Origin of the sequence: Nonomuraea sp. K271 (assembly GCF_009908215.1) — a bacterium.
Classification (GTDB): domain Bacteria; phylum Actinomycetota; class Actinomycetes; order Streptosporangiales; family Streptosporangiaceae; genus Nonomuraea; species Nonomuraea longispora.
This window is the reverse complement of sequence record NZ_JAAAHR010000052.1, coordinates 24,616-49,614: the sequence shown is the minus strand read 5'-3', so window position 1 is coordinate 49,614 and position 24,999 is coordinate 24,616. Positions and strand designations below refer to the sequence as shown.

19 protein-coding genes and 1 pseudogene are annotated in these 24,999 nt (G+C 71.9%); all 20 read right to left on the bottom strand.

The features are described from left to right. Window positions 1-188: 188 nt before the first annotated feature. A complete protein-coding gene (locus GUY59_RS19775) occupies window positions 189-1,619 on the bottom strand; it encodes an RsmB/NOP family class I SAM-dependent RNA methyltransferase (protein ID WP_138201413.1) in 1,431 nt (476 codons plus the stop codon). Between the two features lie 22 nt (window positions 1,620-1,641). After that, on the bottom strand, window positions 1,642-2,568 hold the full coding sequence (fmt, locus tag GUY59_RS19770) for a methionyl-tRNA formyltransferase (RefSeq protein WP_138201414.1): 927 nt from the start codon (window positions 2,566-2,568) through the stop codon (window positions 1,642-1,644). Between the two features lie 4 nt (window positions 2,569-2,572). Beyond that, window positions 2,573-3,121: a peptide deformylase gene (gene def, locus GUY59_RS19765; RefSeq protein WP_132330937.1), complete on the bottom strand. Its 549-nt coding sequence runs from the start codon at window positions 3,119-3,121 to the stop codon at window positions 2,573-2,575. Between the two features lie 99 nt (window positions 3,122-3,220). Then, window positions 3,221-4,573 (bottom strand): hypothetical protein, encoded by a 1,353-nt coding sequence (locus GUY59_RS19760; RefSeq protein WP_138201415.1) that lies wholly within the window; start codon window positions 4,571-4,573, stop codon window positions 3,221-3,223. 37 nt (window positions 4,574-4,610) lie between these two features. After that, window positions 4,611-6,083: a hypothetical protein gene (locus GUY59_RS19755; protein WP_138201416.1), complete on the bottom strand. Its 1,473-nt coding sequence runs from the start codon at window positions 6,081-6,083 to the stop codon at window positions 4,611-4,613. Between the two features lie 49 nt (window positions 6,084-6,132). Then, a complete protein-coding gene (locus GUY59_RS19750) occupies window positions 6,133-8,964 on the bottom strand; it encodes a primosomal protein N' (protein ID WP_138201417.1) in 2,832 nt (943 codons plus the stop codon). A 273-nt stretch (window positions 8,965-9,237) separates the two neighbouring features. Continuing rightward, on the bottom strand, window positions 9,238-10,425 hold the full coding sequence (metK, locus tag GUY59_RS19745; protein WP_138201418.1) for a methionine adenosyltransferase: 1,188 nt from the start codon (window positions 10,423-10,425) through the stop codon (window positions 9,238-9,240). Window positions 10,426-11,051: 626 nt separating this feature from the next. Next, entirely contained in the window at window positions 11,052-11,291 is a 240-nt protein-coding gene (locus GUY59_RS51415) for a phosphopantothenoylcysteine decarboxylase domain-containing protein (RefSeq protein WP_442938997.1), read from the bottom strand. A gap of 404 nt (window positions 11,292-11,695) precedes the next feature. Continuing rightward, window positions 11,696-12,626 (bottom strand): annotated as a pseudogene (coaBC, locus tag GUY59_RS51410) (bifunctional phosphopantothenoylcysteine decarboxylase/phosphopantothenate--cysteine ligase CoaBC); the annotation flags it as partial. Between the two features lie 8 nt (window positions 12,627-12,634). Beyond that, entirely contained in the window at window positions 12,635-12,904 is a 270-nt protein-coding gene (gene rpoZ / locus GUY59_RS19730) for a DNA-directed RNA polymerase subunit omega (RefSeq protein ID WP_132330927.1), read from the bottom strand. A 5-nt stretch (window positions 12,905-12,909) separates the two neighbouring features. Beyond that, window positions 12,910-13,503, bottom strand: a complete 594-nt coding sequence (gene gmk, locus GUY59_RS19725) for a guanylate kinase (RefSeq protein ID WP_201761084.1) — start codon at window positions 13,501-13,503, stop codon at window positions 12,910-12,912. 115 nt (window positions 13,504-13,618) lie between these two features. Further along, entirely contained in the window at window positions 13,619-13,942 is a 324-nt protein-coding gene (gene mihF / locus GUY59_RS19720) for an integration host factor, actinobacterial type (protein ID WP_020541698.1), read from the bottom strand. An 897-nt stretch (window positions 13,943-14,839) separates the two neighbouring features. Continuing rightward, window positions 14,840-15,532: an orotidine-5'-phosphate decarboxylase gene (gene pyrF / locus GUY59_RS19715; RefSeq protein ID WP_132330923.1), complete on the bottom strand. Its 693-nt coding sequence runs from the start codon at window positions 15,530-15,532 to the stop codon at window positions 14,840-14,842. A gap of 174 nt (window positions 15,533-15,706) precedes the next feature. After that, a complete protein-coding gene (locus GUY59_RS19710; RefSeq protein ID WP_138201420.1) occupies window positions 15,707-16,684 on the bottom strand; it encodes a dihydroorotate dehydrogenase in 978 nt (325 codons plus the stop codon). Further along, window positions 16,674-17,525 (bottom strand): dihydroorotate dehydrogenase electron transfer subunit, encoded by an 852-nt coding sequence (locus GUY59_RS19705; protein ID WP_246063568.1) that lies wholly within the window; start codon window positions 17,523-17,525, stop codon window positions 16,674-16,676. Before GUY59_RS19705 ends, GUY59_RS19710 begins: the two co-directional genes overlap by 11 nt. A 50-nt stretch (window positions 17,526-17,575) precedes the next feature. Beyond that, window positions 17,576-20,863 (bottom strand): carbamoyl-phosphate synthase large subunit, encoded by a 3,288-nt coding sequence (gene carB, locus GUY59_RS19700; RefSeq protein WP_138201421.1) that lies wholly within the window; start codon window positions 20,861-20,863, stop codon window positions 17,576-17,578. Beyond that, the gene (gene carA, locus GUY59_RS19695; RefSeq protein WP_212746200.1) at window positions 20,850-21,944 is read right to left on the bottom strand and encodes a glutamine-hydrolyzing carbamoyl-phosphate synthase small subunit; all 1,095 of its coding nucleotides are present in this window, start codon (window positions 21,942-21,944) and stop codon (window positions 20,850-20,852) included. Before carA ends, carB begins: the two co-directional genes overlap by 14 nt. A gap of 92 nt (window positions 21,945-22,036) precedes the next feature. Next, window positions 22,037-23,326 carry a dihydroorotase gene (locus tag GUY59_RS19690; protein ID WP_138201422.1) on the bottom strand — a complete coding sequence of 430 codons (1,290 nt, stop codon included), beginning with the start codon at window positions 23,324-23,326 and terminating at the stop codon, window positions 22,037-22,039. 61 nt (window positions 23,327-23,387) lie between these two features. Then, complete coding sequence (locus tag GUY59_RS19685; protein WP_132330917.1) at window positions 23,388-24,305, bottom strand: aspartate carbamoyltransferase catalytic subunit; 918 nt, start codon at window positions 24,303-24,305, stop codon at window positions 23,388-23,390. Further along, on the bottom strand, window positions 24,302-24,847 hold the full coding sequence (gene pyrR, locus GUY59_RS19680; RefSeq protein ID WP_138201423.1) for a bifunctional pyr operon transcriptional regulator/uracil phosphoribosyltransferase PyrR: 546 nt from the start codon (window positions 24,845-24,847) through the stop codon (window positions 24,302-24,304). Before pyrR ends, GUY59_RS19685 begins: the two co-directional genes overlap by 4 nt. Between the last annotated feature and the right edge of the window lie 152 nt (window positions 24,848-24,999).

Below are 24,999 nucleotides of genomic sequence, written 5' to 3'. Positions count from 1 at the left end.
GGAGCCCGATGATCGGCCCGAGCTCCGCCAGGTGCAACTCGTCCAGGAAATCCACCCTGCCCTCCACCCTGCCCTCCGCCCTGCCCTCCGTGTCCCATCCGGGCGCCGTCATGCCTGGCCCGATGCTCCCGGCTGCCTGGCCGGCGCCGTATCTGCCCGCTGAGCTGGGCGGACGGCGCGCGAAGAGATCAGCGACGTCTGCGCAGCAGGGCCAGGAACATGGCGTCGGTGCCGTGCCGGTGCGGCCAGAACTGGGCGTGCGGTCCCTCTCCCAGCCCGTCGACGCCCGGGAGGAAGGCCCGAGCGTCGAGCTGCTCGGCGTCCTTCCTGCGCGTGACGACGTCGCCGACCACGACCCGGGTCTCCGCCAGGTGGGGCGAGCAGGTCACGTACGCCACGACGCCCCCCGGCCGCACGGCGTCGAGCGCCGTGCCGAGCAGCCGGCGCTGCAGCTTGCCCAGGTCGCCGATGCCGGCCGGGTCGCGCCGCCAGCGCGCCTCCGGACGCCGCCGCAGCGCGCCGAGCCCGGTGCAGGGCGCGTCGAGCATGACCCGGTCGAACGCGCCCTCCCGCCAGGCGGGCTCGGTGCCGTCGGCCGTGACCACCCAGGCGTCCCTGGTGGTCTGATGGACCAGCCGCGCCCGATGGTGCTGCGAGTCGGCGGCCAGCAACCGGGCCCCACCCGCGAAGGCGCCCGGCTCTCCAAGGTCGATCCCCGCCTGGTCGCCGTGCACGGCGATGGCGTCGAGCAGCCCGGCCTTGCCGCCGGGGCCAGCGCACAGGTCGAGCCACCGCTCCTCGCCATTGCCCTCGACCGGAACCCGGGTCAGCGCGAGCGCCACCAGCTGGCTGGCTTCGTCCTGCACGGCGGCGCGGGTCTCGGCGACCGCCGCGATCTGGCCGGGGTCGCCCTCACGCAGATAGGCGGCGTACGGGGAGTAGCGGCCCGGCGCGGCGCCCGACTTCTCCAGCTCCGCCACCGAGCTGCGCCCCGGCCGGGCGACCAGCGTCACCAATGGCCGGGCGTTGTCGGCCTCGAGCAGCGCGGGCATCTCGTCAGGGCCGCCCAGCGCGTCGCGGAACGCCGATACGATCCACCGGGGATGAGCATGGGCGACGGCGAGGTGGCCCACCGGGTCGTCCGCCGCGTCGGGGGCGACGATGGGCAGCCACTCCTCGATCGTCCTGGAGCCGATCTTGCGGAGCACCGCGTTGACGAACTTGGCCGCGCCCGCGCCGATGCGCAGGCGTACGAGGTCGACGGTGGTGCCGACGGCGGCGTGCGGCGGCACGCGCATGCGCAGCAGTTGGTGCGCGCCGAGCCTGAGGGCGTCGAGCACGTCGGGGTCGGGCGCGCGGTCGCTGCACATCTCGATGATCGCGTCGTAGGTGCCGAGGCCGCGCAGCGTGCCGTAGGCCAGCTCGGTCGCCAGCGCCGCGTCCCGCCCCTTGATCCCGCGATCGCGCAGCAGCCGCGGCAGCAGCAGGTTGGCGTAGGCGTCGCGCTCGCCGACCGCCCGCACGACGTCGAAGGCGGCGTTTCGGGCCTGGTCGCGCACCGGTCTGCGAGGCCCTCGACGACGGCTGCCGCCGGCCCTCCGGTTGCCCGCGTCGCTCATGCCCGGCACCCGTCGCGCCGGATCACGTGAACCTCTCTTCGTCCTCGGGGCGGACGCCCCGGGCCCACTCGACGGCTCCCATGAGCCGCTTGCCCTGAGGCTGCACCTCGCCGAGCTCCACCGCGTCGGTCGCGGTGCCCACCCGCACCGCGGTCTTCGCCGCGAAGATCACACCCGGCGCCAGCCGTTCGCCGGGGAGCACCCGCACCGGGCCGAGCTTCACCCGCTGCCCTCTGAATTCGGTCCACGCCCCCGGGCTCGGGGTGCAGGCCCTGATCAGCCGGTCGACGTGCAGGGCTGGCCTGTCCCATGCGACCCGGGCGTCGGAAACGGTGATCTTGGGTGCGACGCTCACGCCCTCCGCCGGTTGCGGCCGGGCCTCCAAGGTGCCGTCCTCGACGCCGTCGAGCGTGGCGGCGAGCAGGCCCGCCCCCGAGATCGACAGGCGTTCCAGCAAAGTGCCGCTGGTGTCGGAGGCCCGGATCTCCTCGGTGAGCGCGCCGTAGACGGGCCCCGCGTCGAGCTCCTTGACGATCTGGAACGTGCTCGCGCCGGTGATCTCGTCGCCGTGCAGGATGGCGTGCTGCACGGGGGCTGCTCCGCGCCAGGCCGGCAGGATCGAGAAGTGCAGGTTGATCCAGCCGTGCCGGGGCACGTCGAGGGCCGCCTGCGGCAGCAGCGCGCCGTAGGCGACGACCGGGCAGCAGTCGGGCGCGATCGCGCGCAGCCGGTCGAGGAAGGCGGGGTCGCCGGCCTTCTGCGGGCGCAGCACCTCGATGCCCGCCTCCTCGGCCATCTCGGCCACCGGAGAGGGATGCACCTTGCGGCCCCGGCCCGACTGGGCGTCGGGGCGGGTGACGACCGCCACCACGTCGTGCCGGGGAGAGTCGATGAGGGTGCGCAGCGACGGCAGCGCCGTCGCAGGTGTGCCCGCGAAGACCAGGCGCATGCTCTCAGAGCGCCTTTCCGCCGGTGGGGTGCGGAGAGGTCTTGATCACCGGGGCGGACAGCCCGCTCCACTCGGCCTCGCGCACGGCTTTCATGGCGAGCTTGCGCTGCTTGGGGTCCATGCGGTCGATGAACAGGATGCCGTCGAGGTGGTCGGTCTCGTGCTGGAAACACCGGGCCATCAGGTCGGTGCCCTCCAGGACGACGGGCTCGCCGTGCATGTTGAAACCCTTGGCCACGGCGCGGACGGCGCGCGGTGTCGGGAACGACAGGCCGGGGAAGGACAGGCAGCCCTCCTCGCCCTCCTCGTCGACATCGGAGGACAGGTCGAGGTCGGGGTTGATCAGATGGCCGAGCTGATCGTCGACGTAATAGGTGAACACCCGCAGCCCGACGCCGATCTGCGGCGCCGCCAGGCCCGCGCCAGGAGCGTCCATCATCGTGTCGGTGAGGTCCTTGACCAGCTTGCGGAGCTCCTTGTCGAAGTCGACGACCGGGGCCGCCGGGGTGCGCAGCACCGGATCTCCGAACAGCCGGATCGACTGGATCGCCAAGGGGGTCACTCCGTTTCTCGAACGTGGATCAGCCCAGTTTAGTGGAGCCTGTCACCTGCGAACGGCCTCCCGCGCCGCCCGCGCCCGGCGGCGGGCCGCTCACCTGCGGCGGGCCGTCGTGCGCAAGCCGTCGTGCGCCAGGGAACGCGCCTTCATCGCGGCCTTGCGCGCCGCCTTGACCACGGCCTGGTCGTCGTGGGCCGTCGCGAGCATGTCGAGCACGGCGATCGTGTCGGGGTGATCGACCGAGGGCATCTCGCCGACCAGTTTGATCAGGTCCTCGCCGGGCTCCGGGGTGTCGAGCCGGCCGGCCGCGTGGCCCGACACGTGCATGAGGGCCGCCAGCGAGTCGACCGCGATCCAGGTGTGGTCCTCCGGGCTGAGCGCCGGCGCCTCGAGGTCGCGGATGTGCAGCCACGAGGCGGCGTAGCGGCGCATCAGCGGATCGCCGAGCGCCTCCCTGACGGGTTGCTCCGCCTCCGGGCCGAGCTCCTCCAGGATCGCGCCGACCGCGCCGCGCTGCCCGGCCGTGCCGGAGGCGGCGATCTCGATCAGGGCGCGGGCGGCCGACTCAGGCGGGCGGCGCTCCAGCCACCCCGCGACCGCGCTCTGCGTGGCCGCTCCCTTGACCAGCTCGTCGACCAGCTCGGCCGCGGACAGGTCGGCGTACACCTCCACCTCGGCCGTGGTCGGCGCGTCATGGCCCTCGCGCAGCAGGTCGCGGCGGATGGCCCAGACGCCGAGCGGGGTGAGCGCGGTGCGGCCCGCGGCGGTCTGCTCGACGAGCCCGCAGTAGGTCAGCAGCGACAGCGCCTCCAGGAGCTCCGCGGGCAGCGCCGCGGCGATCCTGCGCATCTCGGCCGGTCCCGGCGCGCAGGCGACCTCGTGGGACTGCAGAATGCCGCGCGCGAGGTTGGCCGTGGCGACGCCCGAGCGCACGGAGTAGATTGTGGCCAGCATCTCGGCCAGGTGGCCGTCGACCACGGCCGAGCCCGTCAGGCCCTCGTCGGCGCGGTCGAGCACGTCCATGACCACGCCGTCCCAGAACTCCAGCGTGGCCTCGACGGTGAGCTGCATCGTCAGCGGACCTCGCGAGGCCCGCCCGCCGACGATCTGCAGCAGCCCGGTGTTGACGGCGACGATCCAGATGAGACGCAGCCGTACGGCCGGCACGCCGAGTTCCTCGGCCGCGGCCCGCGCGGCGGCCTCGTCGAGGTGCCCCTCCGCGGTCACCTCGCGGATGCCCGTCCAGCTCGTGAGCCTGATCGCGTCGGCGACGAGCGGAACCGCGGGCACCGCCCTGGCCAGCTCGGCGTCGGGCGCCGGCCGGACCGGCGGGAACGTCAGCGCCTCATGCTCCACGGGAGTCTCCACTGGAGGCCGTGACGGCACGGCGGCCTGCTCATCGATCAGCTTGCGCAGCTCGGCGAGGTCGAAGACATTGTTGGCCACCCACGAAACTTACTGCACAGGAGTCACATGAGCGTACTCAACGGATGGCCCGGGACCGGGCCTTGAACGCGGCCTTGCGGGCCGCCTTGGCGACCGTGCCGTCCGGTATGGAGCGTCCGAGCAGCTCGAGCACGTCGACCACGTCGGGATGGTCGACCCGCCACATCTCCTCGATCATGTGGGCGGACGGGCCGGAGGCGGCCATGTTCTCGGCGAACACCTCGAGGTCCTCCTCGGCCGCCGGCATCGCCAGCGCCAGCATGTCGACGCTGACCCAGAGCAGTTCCTCCTGGGTGAGCTGCGGCGCGGGCAGCCCCCTGGCGGCCAGCCAGTGGATGGCGTGCGGGCGCAGCTCCTGGTCGTCGAGATAGTCGCGCACCTGCGGCTCCGCCTCCTGGCCGAGCCGGTCGACGATGGTGATCGCGATGCCGCGGGCCACGGCCGGCGCGCCGGAGGCGGCGCCCAGCAGCTCGGCCGCGGCCTCTCCGGCGTCCCTTCCGGTCAGCCAGCGGCTGATGTCGTCCTCGGCCAGCTCGGCGGGCACGCCTTCGAGCAGCCCTTCGATGAGGCCACGGGCGTCGGCCTCGGCCAGGTCGGAGGCCTGCGGGGCGTCGAGCCCCAGCGACAGGTAGTGCTCGCGCAGCCCCCACACCGCCAGGGGCGTCAGCTCCGCGGTGTCGCCGGTGACCTCGATCATGCCGTGCCAGGCCAGCCGGTCGAGCACGGCGCCGAGATCGGCCCCGCCGTCACCGGCGACCTCGTCGAGATAGTCGCCGATCACCGTGACGGGCACCCGCACCTGCAGCCGGTAGAGCATGTCGAACAGGTCGTAGAGGCCCTCGTCGAGCTCGACGGAGCCGGTGACCGCGCCTCTCGTTCCCGGCTCCAGCATGCGGGCCACCGCCCGCGCCCAGCCTTCCAGCGGGTCGCCGCCGTCCTGCGGCAGCGGCTGCTCGGCCAGCATCGGCACCGAGGCGAGCGCGGCGCGCAGGTCGTCGGCCGGGGCCAGCCGGGCGGCCGGCAGCGGCGAGCAGCCCGGGCAGTCACAGGGCGCCTCGCCGAGATCGGGCACCTCGCCCGACGGGATGGCGATCGACTGCTCGAGCGATTCGGGCCCGATCGAGCTGAACAGGCTCTTGGCCATGCCGAAGTTGGCCGGATCGGCGAGCGCCTCGGGCATGCGCGTCCCGATGTCCTCCAGCCGGCCGCGCATGAGCGCCGCCGTCTCCTCGCTCACCGCCCCGCGCTCGCTGAGGAAGGCCACCAGAGTGCGGGCCGCGGACACGGTCTCCTCCGCGCTCTCCGGCGGCGCGATGACCTTGCGCGGGTAGATGGACAGCAGCAGCTCGTCGAACGTCTCAGGGGTGAAGTCACCCAGCTCGTTGACGTTGAGGTAGTCGCTGGCGTAGTCGCAGAGCAGGCGGACCTCGTCCGCGTCCACTTCGACGTCCCGCGAGCGCCCCCAAGCACGCAGGTCGTCGATGGCCTGGTTCACCCATTCGATCGACACAGAGGCACGCTAACGGCTGGCCATGAGATGAGCGAATCGGGGAAACGGTCTAAATCAGGTCGAGCGGGTCGACACTCACCCTCACCACCTCCGGTGTCTTGCGCGCCGCGCGCACGCCGCTGGCGCCCTTGAGCGCGGCCGCCAGCGCGGCGCCGCCCTGGCGGCGTACGCGGATCATGGCGCGCTCCTGTCCCTGCTCGTCCACCGGCACGGGGCCGAGCACCTGGGCGCCGGGCGGCAGGCGTACCTCGTCGAGCATCTGCCTGACCGCGCTCGCCGCGCCCGTGAGCGTCGCCATCCGCACCGCGGGCGGGAAGCCGAGCTCGGCGCGCTCGCCCAGCTCACGCTCAGCGTGCGTGACGGGATCCCACCTGACCAGCGCCTGTACGGCGGGCAGCGCCGCGTCCCCGAGCACGACCAGCTCGGCGCCGGGGCGGAGCAGGGCGGCGGCGTTCATCCAGCGGCGCACCGCCTCCTCGGACGCCCTCAGGTCGGCCCTGCCCAGCAGCGCCCACCCGTCCAGCAGCACGGCGGCCGCGTATCCCCCTTCCGCGACGGGTTCGGCGCCGGGGGTGGCGACGACCAGCGCGCGGGTGGCCGGCACGGTGGCCAGCACGCCGTCACGGCCGGACGTGCGCACCGGCACGGAAGGGAAGGCCCTGCCGAGCTCCTCCGCCGTACGCCGGGCGCCGGTGACGACGGCGCGCAGCCGGGGACTTCCGCAGGAGGGGCACCGCCAGCGCGCATCCACCCGGCCGCACCAGCGGCAGTAGGGGGCGGCGTGGCCACCTCTGAGCGCCAGCGGGCCATGACACAACCGCCCGCCCTCGCCCACAGGGCCGGGATCCGTTCGCTCACTCACACCGGCACCGGTCCCACCAGCCCCGGACCCTTCGCCACGACCGGTGCCCGTCCCGCCGGCCGGACCGGTTGCCGTCCTATCGGCTCGGTCGGGCGCGCGTTCCCGGCGGGCGGCGTGCGCTCGCCGGTCATCCGCGCCCTGCCGGCCGGCCTCGGACCGGCCGTCGGACGCAGCCCCCTTCCCGGGCGCGGACGGGCCGCTCACCGCACCCTCGGCGCCGGTCCGGCCGGCCGGCGACGACCCGTAGCCCGGATCCGCGCCACCGGGCGGCCCTGCCGGGCTCGGCCCGGTGAGCGGGTCAGGGCCGCCGAGCTGGATCGCCCCCACCATGACCGCCGGACCTGAGGGCTTCGCGCTCGGCGACGGAAGGGCAGGAGCGGCCGTCCTGGTGGGAGGCAGGACGCACCGGGCGGGCGTACGGCAGTGCCGGCAGGCCAGGGCGGGCAGGTAGCCGCGTCTGGGCACCTGCACCAGCACCGGTCCCTTCTCCAGCCCCTGCCGCAAGGCCCGCCAGGCGATGCTCGGAAGCCTGGCCTGCCGCGCCGCCTGGTCCTTGGCGAGCTCGGCGTCCTCACCCGCGGGGCGCACGCGGGGGGCCAGGCTCCTGATCGTCGTACGGGCGGCCACGATCGGCCTGGCCCAGCGGGAGGCGATGAGCTGCGTGGCCTCGGCGGTGCGCGCGTATCCGCCGATCAGCATCGCCGCGCCGGTCCTGTGCGCCCTGAGCCCGAGCACCTCCCGCGCGTGCGGGTACGGGGCCAGGCGCTCGGCGTGCAGATCGTCGCCGTCGTCCCAGATGGCCACCAGGCCGAGATCCGCCACGGGGGCGAACATGGCGGCCCTGGTGCCGACAACGGCGCGCACCTGGCCTCTCAGCACCTTCAGCCACCGTCTGTACCGCTCCGCCGGACCCAGACCGGCCGTGAGCGCCACGTGCCTGCCGGGGCCCAGCACCCGCTCGAACTCGGTGTCCACCAGCGCCACGTCCTTGCCGTCGGGCACCACGAGGACCGCGCCCCTGCCGCCGTCCAGCGTCGCGTGCACGGCCTCGGCCACCGCCCTCGCCCACCCGCGGGCACCGGGAAGGGCCGACCACACGGCCCGGGGTGCGCGCCCGCAGCGCAACGCGTCCAGGAAGGAGGGCCCAGTGGGATAGTCGTCCCACGCACTCTCCTTCGCCCCCTCGGCCGGCACCACCGGGCCGGCGCCATCTGCCGGCGTCGCCGCCGCGTCACCGGCCGGAACCGCCTGCTCAACGTGTTTCCTGGTGTCCTCTCCGGCGCCCGGGGGGCTCGCGGCACGTTCGCCGCTCCCGTGCGGGGCCGCCTGACCGGCGCGTACGTCGCTCGCCGCCCGCTCCGGCGGCCGGTTCTCCTCCACCGGGGACGCTTCACCCGTCGTGAGCTCCTTCGCCGCCCCCTCCCTCTCGCCGGAGCGCGGCCGCCCCGCGGCGGGAACGTCGCCAGGTTGGGGCGGTCCCCCTTCGCCGGGGTTCCCCGGCGAGGCCGGGTCATCGGGTCCTCCATCGGTGGCGGCGCGCGCAGCCAGGGCGGGCGGGCCGGACGGGGCCGGCACCTTCGGGGTCTCCGACTCGACCTTGGCGTGGCGCGGCGGGACGGCGAGGCGGAGCACGTCGGTCAGGGTGCCCGCGTACCGGTCGGCGACGGCACGGGCCAGCCCGGCGATCTCCGGGGTGAGCACGCGCTCGGGAGAGACCACGCGTTCGACAGGCGTGAGCCGTCCCTCGTGCTCGCTCTCCTCGACCCGTTCCAGGAGGAACCCGTCCACGAGCTTTCCCGCGAACCGCACCCTGACCCGCACGCCCGGCTCGGCCGTCTCGTGCATGGAGGCCGGGATCAGGTAGTCGAAGGAGCGGTCGAGGTGTGGCAGCGGGCTGTCCACCACGATCCTCGCCACCGGCCGCTCGGGAGCGGGCACGGGAGCGCCTTTGGCGTCCTTGGACGACGCTGGAGGCCGCACGGCGTCGAGCGGCAGGAGGGCGTCGTCGGAGTGGGTCACGCCCTACGTCTACCAGACCTCACCACCCACGGCGTCCGCCGCCCGCACACGGTACGGACGCCTTGAAGAAACGTCATCCCCATAGCGCGGCAGTCCCGTTTCAAGCCGGGCGAAGGCCCAGGCAGCACCCCGCTGCCAGGGGAAAGGCACGTTCACCGGTCAACCCTCGGGCTCGGCGGAGTCCGGGGGTTGACCGGTCACGTCATGCCGGCCGGCGGCGCCCCGCTCCCGGGGGCCGGCGCCCGGGAAGAGCGGGTCGCAGACGGCGGCGGCTCACATGCCGGCGGCGGTGCGCAGGGTCTCGGCGCGGTCGGTGGACTCCCAGGAGAAGCCCTCACGGCCGAAGTGCCCGTAGGCGGCGGTCTCCGAGTAGATGGGCCGCAGGAGGTCGAGGTCGCGGATGATGGCGGCCGGGCGCAGGTCGAACACCTGCAGGACGGCCTCCTGGATCTTCTCCACGGCGACCTTCTCCGTGCCGAAGCACTCCACGAACAGCCCGACCGGCTTGGCCTTGCCGATCGCGTACGCCACCTGGACCTCGCACCGGTCGGCGAGCCCCGCCGCGACGACGTTCTTGGCGACCCAGCGCATCGCGTAGGCGGCCGAGCGGTCGACCTTGGACGGGTCCTTGCCGGAGAAGGCGCCGCCGCCGTGGCGGGCCATGCCGCCGTAGGTGTCGATGATGATCTTACGTCCGGTGAGCCCGGCGTCGCCCATCGGGCCGCCGATCTCGAAGCGGCCGGTCGGGTTGACCAGCAGGCGGTAGCCGTCGGTGTCGAGGTCGAGCTCCGCGAGCACGGGGTCGACCACGTGCTCCTTGATGTCGGGCGTCAGCATCTCCTTGAGGTCGATCTCGGCGGCGTGCTGCGTCGAGACGACCACCGTGTCGAGCCGGATCGGCGTGTCGCCGTCGTACTCGACGGTGACCTGGGTCTTGCCGTCGGGCCTGAGGTAGGGGACCGTGCCGTCCTTGCGCACCTGGGACAGGCGCAGGGCGAGCCGGTGGGCCAGGGTGATCGGCAGGGGCATCAGCTCGGGGGTCTCGCGGCAGGCATAGCCGAACATGAGGCCCTGGTCACCGGCGCCCTGACGGTCGAGCTCGTCGCCGTCCTCGCCCTCACGGTGCTCGTAGGCGGCGTCGACGCCCTGGGCGATGTCGGGCGACTGCGCGCCGATGGACACCGACACACCGCACGAGGCGCCGTCGAAGCCCTTGTGGGAGGCGTCGTAGCCGATCTCAAGGATCTTCTCCCGGATGACGCCAGGGATGTCGACGTAGGTCTCAGTGGTGACCTCGCCTGCGACATGGACCTGGCCGGTAGTGATCATCGTCTCGACGGCGACCCGGCTCTTCGGATCGTCTTTGAGCATGGTGTCGAGAATCGCGTCACTGATCTGGTCGGCGATCTTGTCCGGGTGGCCCTCGGTGACCGACTCGGAGGTGAACAGGCGACGTGACAACTCAGTGGCTCCTCATGCAGCGGCTGCTGACGTATGTACGGCTCAGGGCCGAACGGGCGGACCTGGGCTTCGCCGAAGTCTAGCCCCACCCGGTGCCCGGCCGCGAAGCCGCACACCGCATGTCGGGCATCACAGGTCGGGCAGCGGATCGGGAGGCAGGGTCTCCGGCGCGAAGACTTCCGCGTCGGCGGCCTTGACCACGGCGGTGTACTCCTCATCGAATTCGAAGGCCATAGAGCCCAGCTCGATTATCGGTCCAGGCTGGATGGGACCCAGCCTGGTGTGCCTCGGGAACGAGGCCAACACGGCGACGGGACGATCGCTTCTGAGCGTCCTGGTGGCGAGCACCGAGATAGCGGCATCGGTCACAACGATGAGGAAATGTCCACTTTCCGTCGTTCCCACCGAACGTGCGGGAAAGACGTAATGGAGCTCCCCTTGGTCGGCGAGCAATGTCCTACAACGATCCCTGACAGCAGAACCCACCGGCATTCCATCCCCCCTTGCCCCAAGTATCCGCAGGCGTACGGGGATGTCGCAACATGTCATTTGGAAATGAGTCTGACACGATTTGTACGTTCTTCGCCGCTCGCGCCCCCTATGCAACCGTCAGTACGGTCCCTCGGTCACGTGAGACGGGCCGCCACGAGATCCCACACGGCGTCGGCGAGATCCTCCTTGGGACCGAGAGGCACCTCGACCGGCTCACCGCCCGCGACGAGCACGGTGGCCGCGTTGTCGGAGGTGCCGAAGGCCTTGCCCTCACCCACCTGGTTGACGACCAGCAGGTCACACCCCTTGCGCACGAGCTTGGCCCGGCCGTTGGCGAGCACGTCGTGCGTCTCGGCCGCGAAGCCGACAATCACCTCAGGGTGCGGCCCGCGCGCCACCCGGCCCTGCGCCGCCTCCGACCCGCCTCCAGAGCCGACACCACCGGACGGGACGCCTCCGCGCACTTCACCACTGGACGGGACGCCTCCGGGCGCGACACGACCGGACGGCTCGCCGGCCACGGCACCCGCCGCGCCGGCCACCGCACCCGGGCCCCGCACGTCCGCCGGACGAGACTCTCCGGCCGATCCGCCGGCGCCCGCCGAACCCTGAGCACCGCCAGGACCTGAGGCCCCGGCCGGTCGCGCGACACTCGCCGGGCCGGCCGCCCTTCCCGCCGCGCCGGCCGTCCCTCTCCCCGGGTGTGCCGCCGCTCCCGCCGGGACAGCAGCGCCCGCCGTCTCCCCGGCACCGGCCGGATCGGCGGGGCGGGCCTGGAGACGGCGCCGCCCCAGCTCAGCGAGGATGTCGGGATTTTTCGTCAGCTGGATGGACTCGGGCTCGCCATGGGACTTCTTGATCTTCTCGTCGTGCCGCGTCGCGGGCCGGAAGTCGGCCACGGCCGCCGCCATCACCACGACGTCGGCCTCGCCCGAGGCGGCCAGCACCGCATCACGCAACTCGGCCGTGGACTCCACCCGCACCACCGTGGCCCCGGCGGGATCGGGCAGCGTGACGTTGGCCGCGACGAGGGTCACCTCCGCCCCACGGGCGACGGCTGTACGGGCCAGGGCGTAGCCCTGCAGCCCGGACGAACGATTGCCGATGAAACGGACCGGGTCGATCGCCTCGCGCGTGCCCCCCGCGGACACGACGATCCTGCGCCCGGACAGGTCACGCGGCCGGCCGCGCAGCACGCGCCGGCAGATCTGGAAGATCTCGGCCGGGTCGGGCAGCCTGCCGGGACCGGTGTCGGCTCCGGTGAGCCGCCCCACGGCGGGGTCGATCACGATGGAGCCGCGCTCGCGCAGCGTCGCGACGTTGGCGCGGGTGGCGGGATGCTGCCACATCTCGGTGTGCATCGCGGGCGCGAACACGACCGGGCAGCTCGCGGTCAGCAACGTGTTGGTGAGCAGATCGCCCGCCAGCCCGTGCGCCGCCTTGGCGAGCACGTCGGCGGTCGCGGGCGCCACCACGACGAGGTCGGCCTGCCGGCCGATCCGCACGTGGGGAACCTCGTGAACGTCGTCCCACACCTCGGCGCTCACGGGGTTGCCCGACAGGGCGGCCCAGGTGGGCGCGCCCACGAACTTCAGGGCCTCGCGGGTCGGGACGACCCGCACCTCGTGCCCCGACTCGGTGAACAGGCGCAGCAGCTCACATGCCTTGTACGCGGCGATGCCGCCGCTGACGCCCAGGACGACCTTCATCGAAGGGGTCAGACCGCGCCTTCGATGGGCTCGGCGTTGAGCAGGCCCTCGGAGACCTCACGCAACGCGATGGACAGCGGCTTCTCCTGAGCATGCGTCTCGACCAGCGGCCCGACGTATTCCAGCAGGCCCTCGCCGAGCTGGGAGTAGTAGGCGTTGATCTGGCGAGCGCGCTTGGCACCCATGATCACCAGGGAGTATTTGCTGTCGACGATGTCGAGCAGCGCGTCGATCGGCGGGTTGGTGATGCCCTCCGCGGCCGGGGAAATGCCTGCCACGATTGTCAGACCTCTCGGTTGGTGGTTGTCGTGACCCCCTGAGGGTCAGTCATCAAGGCTATCAGCCGGCGGCACACGTCCTGGACACTCGTGTTCACCAGGGTGAGGTCGAACTCGGACTCGGCGGCCATCTCGATCCGCCCGGCCGCCAGACGGCGCGCGATGACGTCCTCGGGTTCGGTGCCGCGCCCGCGCAGCCGCTTCTCCAGTTCCTCCCAGCTGGGCGGGGTCAGGAAGATCAGCAAGGCCTCGGGCATGCTGCGCCGCACCTGTCTGGCGCCTTCGAGGTCGATCTCCAGCAGAGTCGGTACGCCCTCCGCGAGTTTCTTCAGCACCGGCTCGCGGGGCGTGCCGTAGCGGTTGCCCGCGAACTCCGCCCATTCCAGCAGCTCACCGGCCGCCACGAGGCGGTCGAACTCGTCGTTGTCGACGAAGTAGTAGTGGACCCCGTGCACCTCGCCGGGCCGGGGCCTCCTGGTGGTCACCGAGACCGACAGCCACACTTCGGGGTGTGCCCGCCGGAGCTCGGCGACGACCGTGGACTTGCCGACGCCCGACGGCCCAGAAAGGACCGTCAGCCGTCTCTCACTCAGGGGCAGGAAGCCGTCCTCCGCTCCCGATCCGACAGTCTCGTGGGCACTGACGTCGCCGGACCAGGACCTGTCGGCCACTTCCTACCCCCCGTTGAACCTGCGCTTTCGTGTGGAACAGAGATTAGCTCTCGTTGCCACCGAACTCGCGCTCGAGGGAGGCCCTCTGGTTCGCGCCGAGGCCCCGCACGCGGCGGGACTCGGCGATGGCCAGCCGCTCCATCAGCTGCTTGGCGCGGACCTTGCCCACGCCTGGGAGCGATTCCAACAAAGCCGACACCTTCATCTTGCCGATGACGTCGTCGGTCTGCCCATCCTTGAGCACCTCAGCCAGAGAAACCGCGCCATGCTTGAGCCGGTTCTTGACCTCGGCACGCTCTTTACGGGCCTTGGCAGCCTTCTCCAGGGCTGCGGCGCGCTGCTCGGGGGTCAGGGGAGGAAGAGCCACGCCGGGTCACCTCGAATTTCTGTCGATGTACTCGGACGGGAAGGGAAACTAGCTGGTCATCGCCCTCTAAGCAACGTCAAGAGCGGTTTCTCTCGCGACAAAATTCACTTCATCACTGTCCGTGCTTGTAAAATCACATTGTGCTGATCAAATCGCCGCACTTCCCGTTCAGGGAGGCGGCGCGCGACGACGCCGCGAAACGCAATGAAGATCGCGTTTCAGCCGTCCGGCATTGTCCGAAATCCCGCTCACACCTGGGCCGAAACCTTCTCGGGGATCGGTGTGCGACCGCTTCGGGAATGGCTTATGATCTTGCCAGCGGCACCGGACGACAAGATCCATCGTGCCCGCCCGACCGTGATCACCGCCCCATGGCGACGGGCGCACGGACAGGCGCGGCGACCACCTCCTGACTCGCGCCGTCAAACGCGCACCCGGCGAGGCTCGAGTCGGAGGCCCCGTCCTCGACGCCACCGCCGGAGGCGCCCGATCCAGCGTTCCGGGCAAGACGCAGGCCCGGGATCGCGCGCCACGGATCCGACGCCCCGCTCTCCTCCGCCGTGCCCCCCGGGCGCGGGGAACGAGTGCCGGCCCAGCGTCGCGCCCGTACGCCGGCGCAAGCACGTGACGGGCGTCCGCAGCCTGCCGGGCACCCGGCCATGTGGGCAGCGCGAGAACACCCGGGACCGCACGGCACTCGGGCGTACCAGGCCGTATGGGCGCGCGTGCACCCGTGCAGGGGTCACGGCCCGGGGCAACAGGTGCACGGCCCGGGTCAAGCGTGCGCTCGTCACGGCGAGTTCCACGTGAGCCTTCACGACCGGCCATGACAGACGGAAACGAACGTCGGCGCGTGCGGGCAAGCCAGGCCTGCCGTAAAGGCAGGTCAGAAGGGCATCACACAGAACGCCGGAGAGACGCGGCGATGGCGGCGGCCGCGGCGCCCGGGTCGGGTGAGCCCGTGATGGGGCGGCCGATGACGAGCAGGTCCGCTCCGTCCGCGAGCGCCTGCTCGGGCGTCGCCACGCGCGCCTGGTCCTGCGTGGCGGCGCCCTCAGGCCGCACGCCCGGCGTGATCAGCCTGATCCCGTCCCCCACCTCCGCCCGCACGGCGGGCACCTCGTTGGGCGAGCACACGAGCGCGGTCGCGCCCGCCTCGACCGACAGCGCTGCCAACCGGCGTACGGCGGCGTCGGCCGGGCCCGCGAGCCCGATGCGGTCGAGGTCGGTCTCGGTCAGAGAGGTGAGAATCGTCACGGCGGCGATCTCTGTGTGCGGCGCCGCCTCCACGGCGGCCCTGATCATTGCGGGCCCGCCGGCGGCGTGCACCGTGAGGATCGCGGGACGCAGGCGGGCCACGGCGCGGGCGGCCCCGGCGACGGTGTTGGGGATGTCGTGGAGCTTGAGGTCGAGGAACACCTCCACACCGCTGGCTCCCTTGACGGAGGCGATCACTTCGGGGCCGTAGCGCAGGTAGAGCTCCAGGCCCACCTTGACCGTGCTGACGTGCGGCGTCACGAGGGCCGCCCACCGGGCTGCGGTTTCCAGGTCGGGTGCGTCGAGGGCGACGGCGATCGGTGCGGGAGTCAAGACGTGCTCTCCTCAGGTGCTGGAGCGAGTGCGGGCGGGGGGAATCAAGGGTGCTCCTCCGCGTCGGCGGCGGGGGTCGAAGCCGCCGCCGAAGCCATGGGCGGCAAAGCCGGGGGCCGAAGCCACGGACCAACGCCCCGGGCCGACGGGCGAAGCCGGGTTGGACCTGGGTGGTCACGGGGTGCTCTCTTCGGAGTCGACCAGTAGATGCCGGGGCGCGCTGCCTGGGGGCCGGTGCGCGAGGCCGACGGCGTCGGCGAGCCGCTGCAGGCCGCGCGCCCGGAGGAGGTCTTCGAGCTCACGTTCGATGCGCAGGCAGGCGTACGGGTCGTGGAAGAGCGCCGTGCCGACCCCGACGACGCAGGCCCCCGCGAGGACGAGCTGGAAGGCGTCCTTGCCGCTCATCACGCCGCCCATCCCGATCAGGGGGACACCGGGCAGCGCGGCGTGAACCTGCCAGACGCACCGTACGGCGAGCGGCAGGACGGCCGGCCCCGACAGCCCGCCGGTCACGGCGGCGAGCGAGGGCCGCAGCGCCTCGGTGTCGATGGCCATGCCCAGCGGGTTGTTGATCATGGACAGGGCGTCGGCCCCGGCGTCCACGCACGCCCGCGCGACCGAGACGATGTCGGCGACGTCGGGCGCGAGCTTGGCGACGACGGGGACGTCGTAGCGCATGATGGAGCGTACGGAGGCGATCACCTCGGCCGCCGCGCTGCCTTCGCGGGCGAAGACGCGGCCGCGGTCCTCCATGTTCGGGCAGGAGAGGTTGATCTCCAGGGCGGTGACGCCGGGCGCGTCGGCCAGCCTGCGGGCCAGTTCGGAGTATTCGGCGACGGTGCCCCCGCCGATCGAGACGATGGTCCTGATGCCGCGCTGGGCCAGCCAGGGCAGTTCGCGCTCCAGGAACGCGTCGATGCCTGGGCCCTGCAGGCCGACGGAGTTGAGCATGCCCGAGGGGGTCTCGGCCATGCGGGGGGTGGGCCGGCCGGCGCGCGGCGCCATGGTGATCGAGCGGGTGGTGAGGGCGCCGAGCCGGTGCAGGTCGAAGAACTGGGCCAGTTCCCGTCCTGAGGAGGCGCAGCCGGCCGCCGTGGTGATCGGGTTCGCCAGCTCCACATGCGCCAGAAAAGTCCGCATATCAACTGACATGTCGTGCCCCGCCTCCAGGGGCGCCCAGCGCGTCGAACGGGATGGTCCCCACGTCCTCGAACCGCACCCGCTCTCCCCGGAACACCGGGCCCTCGGCGCATGCCCTGACCATCCTCGTCGCCCCGTCCTCGCCGATGACGGGCAGCACGCACGTCATGCACACCCCGATGCCGCAGGCCATCGACTCCTCGACCGCCACCTGCACCGGGATGTCGAACTCCATCGCCACCGCCGTCACCGCCCGCAACGTCGCCATGGGCGCGCAGGCGTAGACCGCGTCGGCCCGCGTGTCGGCGATCACCGAGGGCAGCGCGTCGGTGACGGTGCCGCGCAGGCCGAGTGAGCCGTCCTCGGTGGTCAGCGTGGTCGTCTCGGCCATCCTGCGGGCCCGCATCGCCCCGAAGACCCGTTCGGCCTCGGCTCCCCCGATCACGAAGTCGACCCGGCAGCCCCGCGCCAGCAGCGCGTCGGCCAGCGGGAACAGCACGGCCGAGCCGTAGTCGGAGCCCACCAGCACGCAGTTCGCGGGATCGCGCGGCAGCGGGAACGGCCGCCCGAGCGGCCCGACCAGGTCGAGCGTGTCACGGGCGCGCCGCTCGGCGAGCCAGGCCGTGCCGGGCCCGCCGGTGGTGAAGACCAGTTCGACCGTGCCGCCGTAGTCGGCCTTGACGTCGTGGATGAAGAACGCCCGGCGCGTCACCATCGAGGTGTAAGCCCCTCCGACCGCCACCGACACGAAGTGACCGGGGCGGTAGCGCTCGGCTATGCCCGGCGCCACCACCGTCAGCGCATGGTAGGCGTCGACGCGGCGCGTCGTCAGCACCGTGCCAGTCACCTGCACCGGAGTGCCGGCCAGTCGTCTTCACCTCCCGCCCCGGGGGTCGTAAGGGGTCAGCCCCTGAGTGCCTGCGCGTGTTCCTGGAGCGACCGTACGCCCACATCGCCCCGGACGATCGCCTGGATGCCCGCCGCCGCCGCGGCGAGTCCGGCGACCGTGGTGATGCACGGGATGCCGCGCAGCACCGCGGCGGTGCGGATCTCGTAGCCGTCGAGCCGCGGGCCCGACTGCCCGGGGCTGCCGAAGGGCGTGTTGATGATCAGATCGACCTCGCCGTCGAGAATGCACTGCACGCTCGTTGGCTCACCTCCGGGCCCCGTCCCCTCGCTGTGCTTTCGCACGATCTTGGCATGGACGCCGTTGCGGCGCAGCACCTCGGCCGTGCCCTCGGTGGCCAGGATCTCGAACCCGAGGTCCGCGAGCGCCTTCACAGGGAAGATCATCGCACGCTTGTCGCGGTTGGCCACGGACACGAACGCGCGTCCTTTGGTCGGGAGCTCACCATAGGCGCCCGCCTGCGACTTCGCGAACGCGACGCCGAAGAAGGCGTCGATGCCCATGACCTCGCCCGTGGAGCGCATCTCGGGCCCGAGCACGATGTCGACGCCGCGGAAACGGTTGAAGGGCAGCACCGCCTCCTTGACCGCGATGGAGGAGTCGAGCGGCAGCGTGCCGCCGTCGCCGGTCGCGGGCAGCATGCCCTCCTCGCGCAGCTGGGCGATCGACGCCCCGAGCATCACCCGGGAGGCCGCCTTCGCCAGCGGCGCCGCCGTGGCCTTGGACACGAACGGCACCGTACGGCTGGCGCGCGGGTTGGCCTCAAGGACGTAGAGGACGCCGGAGGACATGGCGTACTGGACGTTCAGCAGCCCGCGCACCCCCACGCCGGAGGCGATGGCCTCGGTGGCGGCGCGGATGCGCTTGATGTCGTTGCTGCCGAGCGTGATGGGCGGCAGCGCGCACGCCGAGTCGCCGGAGTGGATGCCGGCCTCCTCGATGTGCTCCATCACGCCCCCGAGGTAGAGCTCCTCACCGTCGTAGAGGGCGTCGACGTCGATCTCGGTGGACTCGTCGAGGAACTTGTCCACCAGCACCGGATGGCCGCCCTCCTGGGCCGCCATGTAGGTGGTCAGCGTCTCGTCGTCGTAGACGATGGCCATGCCGGCCCCGCCCAGCACGTAGGAGGGCCGCACGAGCACGGGGTAGCCGATGTCCTCGGCGATCTCCAGCGCCTCGGAGACGGTCAGCGCCGTACCGTGCTTGGGCGCGGGCAGGCCCGCCTCGGCCAGCACCCGCCCGAACGCGCCGCGCTCCTCGGCCAGGTGGATCGACTCCGGCGAGGTGCCGACCACGGGCACGCCCGCGTCCTTCAGCGCCTGCGCGAGCCCCAGCGGCGTCTGGCCGCCGAGCTGCACGATCACGCCCGCCACCGGCCCGGTCTGCTGCTCGGCGTGCACGACCTCCAGGACGTCCTCCAAGGTCAGCGGCTCGAAGTAGAGCCGGTCGGAGGTGTCGTAGTCGGTGGAGACGGTCTCGGGGTTGCAGTTGACCATGACGGTCTCAAACCCGGCCCGCGACAGCTCGAACGAGGCGTGGACGCACGCGTAGTCGAACTCGATGCCCTGCCCGATGCGGTTGGGCCCGGAGCCGAGGATGATGACCTTCTCCCGCTCGCCGGAGGGGACCTCGCTCTCCTCGTCGTAGGTGGAGTAGAGGTAGGGAGTCTTAGCGGCGAACTCGGCGGCGCAGGTGTCGACGGTGTTGTAGACCGGCCGCAGCCCGAGCGCGTGCCGCAGGTCGCGCACCCGCGCCTCGTCGATGCCGCGGATCTCGCCGATCTGCACGTCGCTGAACCCGTGGCGCTTGGCGCGTTCGAGCACCTCCACGGTCAGCTCGGGCGCGGCGGCGACCGCCTCGGCCTCCTCCTGCAGCAGGAAGAGCTGGTCGATGAACCACGGGTCGACGCGCGTGGCCTCGAACAGCTCGCCGGGCGTGGCGCCGGCCCTGATGGCCTCCTGCATGGTGCGCAGCCGCCCGTCGTGCGGCGTGCGGCATTCGGCCAGCAGGTCGTCCTTCGGCCGCACGTCGCCGGCCCAGGTGAAGGAGGAGTCCTTCTTCTCCAGCGACCGCAGTGCCTTCTGCAGCGCCTCGGGAAAGGAACGGCCGATGGCCATGGCCTCGCCGACCGACTTCATGTGCGTGGTCAGCGTACGGTCGGCGCCCCTGAACTTCTCGAACGCGAACCTCGGCACCTTCACCACGATGTAGTCGAGCGTCGGCTCGAAGGAGGCCGGTGTCTCCTTGGTGATGTCGTTGGGGATCTCGTCGAGGGTGTAGCCGATGGCCAGCTTGGCCGCGATCTTCGCGATCGGGAAGCCGGTGGCCTTGGAGGCGAGGGCGCTGGAGCGCGACACGCGCGGGTTCATCTCGATGACGATCATGCGGCCGGTGCGCGGGTCGACCGCGAACTGGATGTTGCAGCCGCCGGTGTCGACGCCGACCTCGCGGATGACGGCGATGGCGACGTCGCGCATGTTCTGGTATTCGCGGTCGGTCAGGGTCAGCGCGGGCGCGACCGTGACGCTGTCGCCGGTGTGGACGCCCATCGGGTCGATGTTCTCGATGGAGCAGACGATGACCACGTTGTCGCGCCGGTCGCGCATGACCTCGAGCTCGTACTCCTTCCAGCCGAGGATCGACTCCTCCAGGAGCACCTCGGTGGTCGGCGAGGCGTCGAGCCCCGCCCCAGCGATGCGCCGCAGGTCCTCCTCGGTGTGGGCGAACCCGGACCCGGCGCCGCCCATGGTGAACGACGGCCTGATCACCACCGGGTAGCCGAGCTCGTCCGCGGCGGCCAGGCACTCGTCCATCGTGTGGCAGATGGCCGACCTGGCCGACTCGGCGTTGAACGCGTGCTCGCGGGCGACCTTGGCGACGATTTCCTTGAACCGCTCACGGTTCTCGCCCGCCTGGATCGCCTCGACGTCGGCGCCGATGAGCTCGACCTCGTAGGCGTCGAGAACGCCCGACTCGTGCAGCGCGACCGCCGTGTTGAGGGCCGTCTGCCCGCCCAGCGTCGGCAGCAGCGCGTCGGGGCGCTCCTTGGCGATGATCTTCTCGACGAACTCGGGGGTGATGGGCTCGACGTACGTGGCGTCGGCGAACTCCGGGTCCGTCATGATCGTCGCGGGGTTGCTGTTGACCAGGACGACGCGGAAACCCTCGTCCCGCAGCACCCGGCACGCCTGGGTGCCGGAGTAGTCGAACTCGCACGCCTGACCGATCACGATCGGCCCGGAGCCGATCACCAGGACCGACCTGATGTCCTCACGCTTGGGCACGGGTCATGACCTCACAGAACTCGTCGAAAAGGTAGGCGGCGTCGTGCGGGCCGGCTGCGGCCTCGGGGTGGTACTGGACGCTGAAGGCGGGCTGCTCCAGCAGGCGAAGGCCCTCCACGCAGCGGTCGTTGAGGTTGACGTGACTGACCTCGCCCGGCCCGTACGGCGTCTCGAACGGCCCGTCGAGCGGCGCCTCCACCGCGAACCCGTGGTTGTGCGCCGAGATCTCCACCTTCCCGGTGCGCACGTCGCGCACCGGCTGGTTGACCCCCCGGTGCCCGTAGCGCAGTTTGTACGTGGAAAGGCCGAGGGCCCGCCCGAAGAGCTGGTTGCCGAAGCAGATGCCGAAGAAGGGCACCTTGGCCTCCAGCACCTTGCGCAGGGCCGACACGTCGGCGGTGGCGGGGTCGCCTGGACCGTTGGAGAAGAACACGCCGTCCGGCTCGACCGCCATGATCTGCTCGAAGGTGGCGGCCGCGGGCAGCACATGCACCTCGCAGCCGCGCTCGGCCAGTCGCTGCGGCGTCATGCCCTTGATGCCCAGGTCGACGGCCGCCACAGTGAACGTCTTCGCCCCGGTCGCGGGCACGACGTAGGGCTCGGCCGTGGCGACCTGCGCGGCCAGGTCGGCGCCCTCCATGCCGGGTGAGCGGCGCACCCGCTCGACCAGCTCCTCGACGGGCTCGGACGTGCGGGTGAAGATGCCGGCTCGCATGGCCCCGCGCTCGCGCAGGTGGCGGGTCAGCGCGCGGGTGCCGGGCATGGCGATGCCGACGACGCCCTGCTCCTTGAGGTAGGCGTCGAGCGAGCGGGTCGCCCGCCAGCTGGAGACCACCCTGGACGGCTCGCGCACGACGTAGCCGGCCACCCAGACGCGCGACGACTCGGGGTCGTCGTCGTTGACGCCCGTGTTGCCGATGTGCGGCGCCGTCATGGCGACGATCTGCCGGTGGTAGGACGGGTCCGTCAGGGTCTCCTGGTAGCCGGTCATGCCGGTGTTGAAGACCATCTCGCCGAACGTCTCGCCTTCGGCGCCGTACGGGGTTCCGTGGAAGACGCGGCCGTCTTCCAGAACGAGCACCGCCCCTGGGTGGGCTCCGCCTCCCGAGTAGCCCCCGGAGGGCGTGGAGCCGCTTCGCGGCACGTTGTTGTTCACACCAGCAGGGCTGTCGTTCAAACCAGCTTCCCTTCGAGAACGGTCGGCCTGCCGCGCAGGAACGTGGCCACTACCCGGCCCGGCAGCGTCATGCCCTCGTAGGGCGTGTTCCTGCTCTTCGACGCGAAGGCGGAGGGCTCCACCTCGATGCGGGCCAACGGGTCGTACAACATGATGTTGGCCGGCTCGCCCGCCTCCAGCGGACGGCCCTGGCCGGGCAGGCGGCCGATGCGGGCGGGCAGCGCGGACATGCGCTGCGCGACTCCCGCCCAGTCGAGCAGGCCGGTCTCGATCATGGCCTCCTGGACGACGCTGAGCGCCGTCTCCAGGCCGACCATGCCCATGGCCGCGGCCGGCCACTCGGTCTCCTTGTCCTCGACCGGGTGGGGCGCGTGGTCGGTGGCCACGATGTCGATCGTGCCGTCGGCCAGAGCGGCGCGCAGCGCCTCCACGTCGGCGCGGGTGCGCAGCGGCGGGTTGACCTTGTAGATCGGGTTGTAGGCCCCCACCGGCGACTCCTCGACGAGGTCGTCGGTGAGCAGCAGGTGGTGGGGGGTGACCTCGGCGGTGACGTTCCAGCCCTTGGACTTGGCCCAGCGGATGATCTCGACGGAGCCGGCCGTGGAGACGTGGCACACGTGCAGCCGGGAGCCGACGTGGGCGGCCAGCAGGCAGTCGCGGGCGATGATCGCCTCCTCGGCGACCGCGGGCCAGCCTGTCAGGCCGAGCCTGCCGGAGACGACGCCTTCGTTCATCTGTGCGCCGCCGGTGAGCCTGGGCTCCTGGGCGTGCTGGGCGACGACACCGTCGAACGCCTTGACGTATTCGAGCGCCCGGCGCATCAGGACGGCGTCGTCGACGCACCTGCCGTCGTCGGAGAAGACGCGCACGCGGGCGGCGGAGTCGGCCATCGCGCCCAGCTCGGCCAGTTGCCTGCCCTCCAGGCCGACGGTGACGGCGCCGACGGGGTGCACGTCGCAGTGGCCGTGTTCGCGGCCGAGCCGCCACACCTGCTCGACCACGCCGGCGGTGTCGGCGACGGGCGAGGTGTTGGCCATGGCGTGCACCGCGGTGTAGCCGCCGCGGGCCGCCGACTGCGTGCCGGTCTGCACGGTCTCGGCGTCCTCCCGGCCCGGCTCGCGCAGGTGGGTGTGCAGGTCGACCAGCCCGGGAAGCGCGATCGCGCCCCCGCCGTCGATCGCCCCCGGCGCGTCCAGGCCCGGCGCCACCTCGGTGATCACGCCGTCGTCGGCCCGGATGGACACCGGCTCGCCACCGAGAATCCTGACGTTCTTGATGATCATCATGCCTCCTTCGCCGGGACAATGGTGAGAACGCTGTGCCCGTCGGTTGGTTCGCTGCGGTGCCTCACGCGGTCTCTCCCCCGAGCAGCAGGTAGAGGACGGCCATGCGGATGGTGACGCCGTTGGCGACCTGCTCCACGATCGTCGAGCGCGCCGAGTCGGCCACCTCCGCGGCGATCTCCATGCCTCGGTTCATCGGCCCGGGGTGCATCACGATCGCGTCGTCCGGCATCTTGGCGAAGCGGTCGCGGTCGAGCCCGTAGCGGCGCGAGTATTCGCGCTCGCTCGGGAAGTAGGCGGCGTTCATGCGCTCCTTCTGCACCCGCAGCATCATCACCACGTCGGACTTCGGCAGCACCGCGTCGAGGTCGTAGGAGACCTCGCACGGCCAGGTGCCGACGGAGACGGGCAGCAGCGTGGGCGGCGCGACCAGCGTGACCTCGGCGCCGAGCGTGCCGAGCAGCAGCACGTTGGAGCGGGCGACCCGGCTGTGCAGCACGTCGCCGACGATGGTGATCCTGCGCCCTTCGAGCGCGCCCAGGCGGCGGCGCATGGAGAAGGCGTCGAGCAGCGCCTGCGTCGGGTGCTCGTGGGTGCCGTCGCCGGCGTTGACGACGCTGCCGTGCACCCAGTTGGCCAGGCGGTGCGGCGCGCCCGACGAACCGTGGCGGATGACGACCGCGTCGGCCCCCATGGCCTCCAAGGTGAGCGCGGTGTCCTTGAGCGACTCGCCCTTGGACACGCTCGACCCCTTGGCCGAGAAGTTGATCACATCGGCGGACAGCCGCTTGGCCGCCGCCTCGAACGAGATGCGCGTGCGGGTCGAGTCCTCGAAGAAGAGGTTGACGACCGTGCGCCCGCGCAGCGTGGGCAGCTTCTTGATGGAACGTTCCGAGACACTCGCCAGTTCCTCGGCGGTGTCGAGGATGAGCAGCGCGTCGTCCTTGGTGAGGTCGCCGGCGGAGATCAGATGCCGTTTCACCTGGCGCCTCCCTTCATGAGCACGACCGCGTCGCGCCCGTCGATCTCCTGCAGGTAGACCTTGACCTTCTCGCTCTTGGCGGTCGGCAGGTTCTTGCCGACGTAGTCGGCGCGGATGGGCAGCTCCCGGTGGCCGCGGTCGACCAGCGTGGCCAGTTGCACGGCGGTGGGCCGGCCGAGGTCGTTGAGCGCGTCGAGCGCGGCCCGCACCGTGCGGCCGGAGTAGAGCACGTCGTCGACGAGGACCACGACCTTGCCGTCTATGCCGTCGGGCGGCAGCTCGGTGTGGCCGAGCGGCCGGGCGGGCTTGAGCCGCAGGTCGTCGCGGTACATCGTGATGTCGATCGAGCCGACGGGAATCTTGACGCCTTCGAACTGCTCGACGCGGTCGCCGAGCCGGCGGGCCAGCGTCGCGCCGCGGGTCGGGATGCCGAGGAGGACGACGTCGTCGGCGCCTTTGGTCCGTTCGAGGATTTCGTGCGCGATTCTGGTCAGCGCCCGGTGGATGTCGGGGGCCTCCAGCACGGCACGGGAATCGGACATGGCGAATCTCACCACCTTTCCCGCCTCACGGGACGGGCCTTAAAAGGGTGTTGGTCGGGAGACACAGTACCAGGGGCTACCAGCTACAACGTGAGCGCCCTTCCCGTACGCGGCGACGGCTCCCCTACAGGGCGTGACCGGCCACTGCAGGT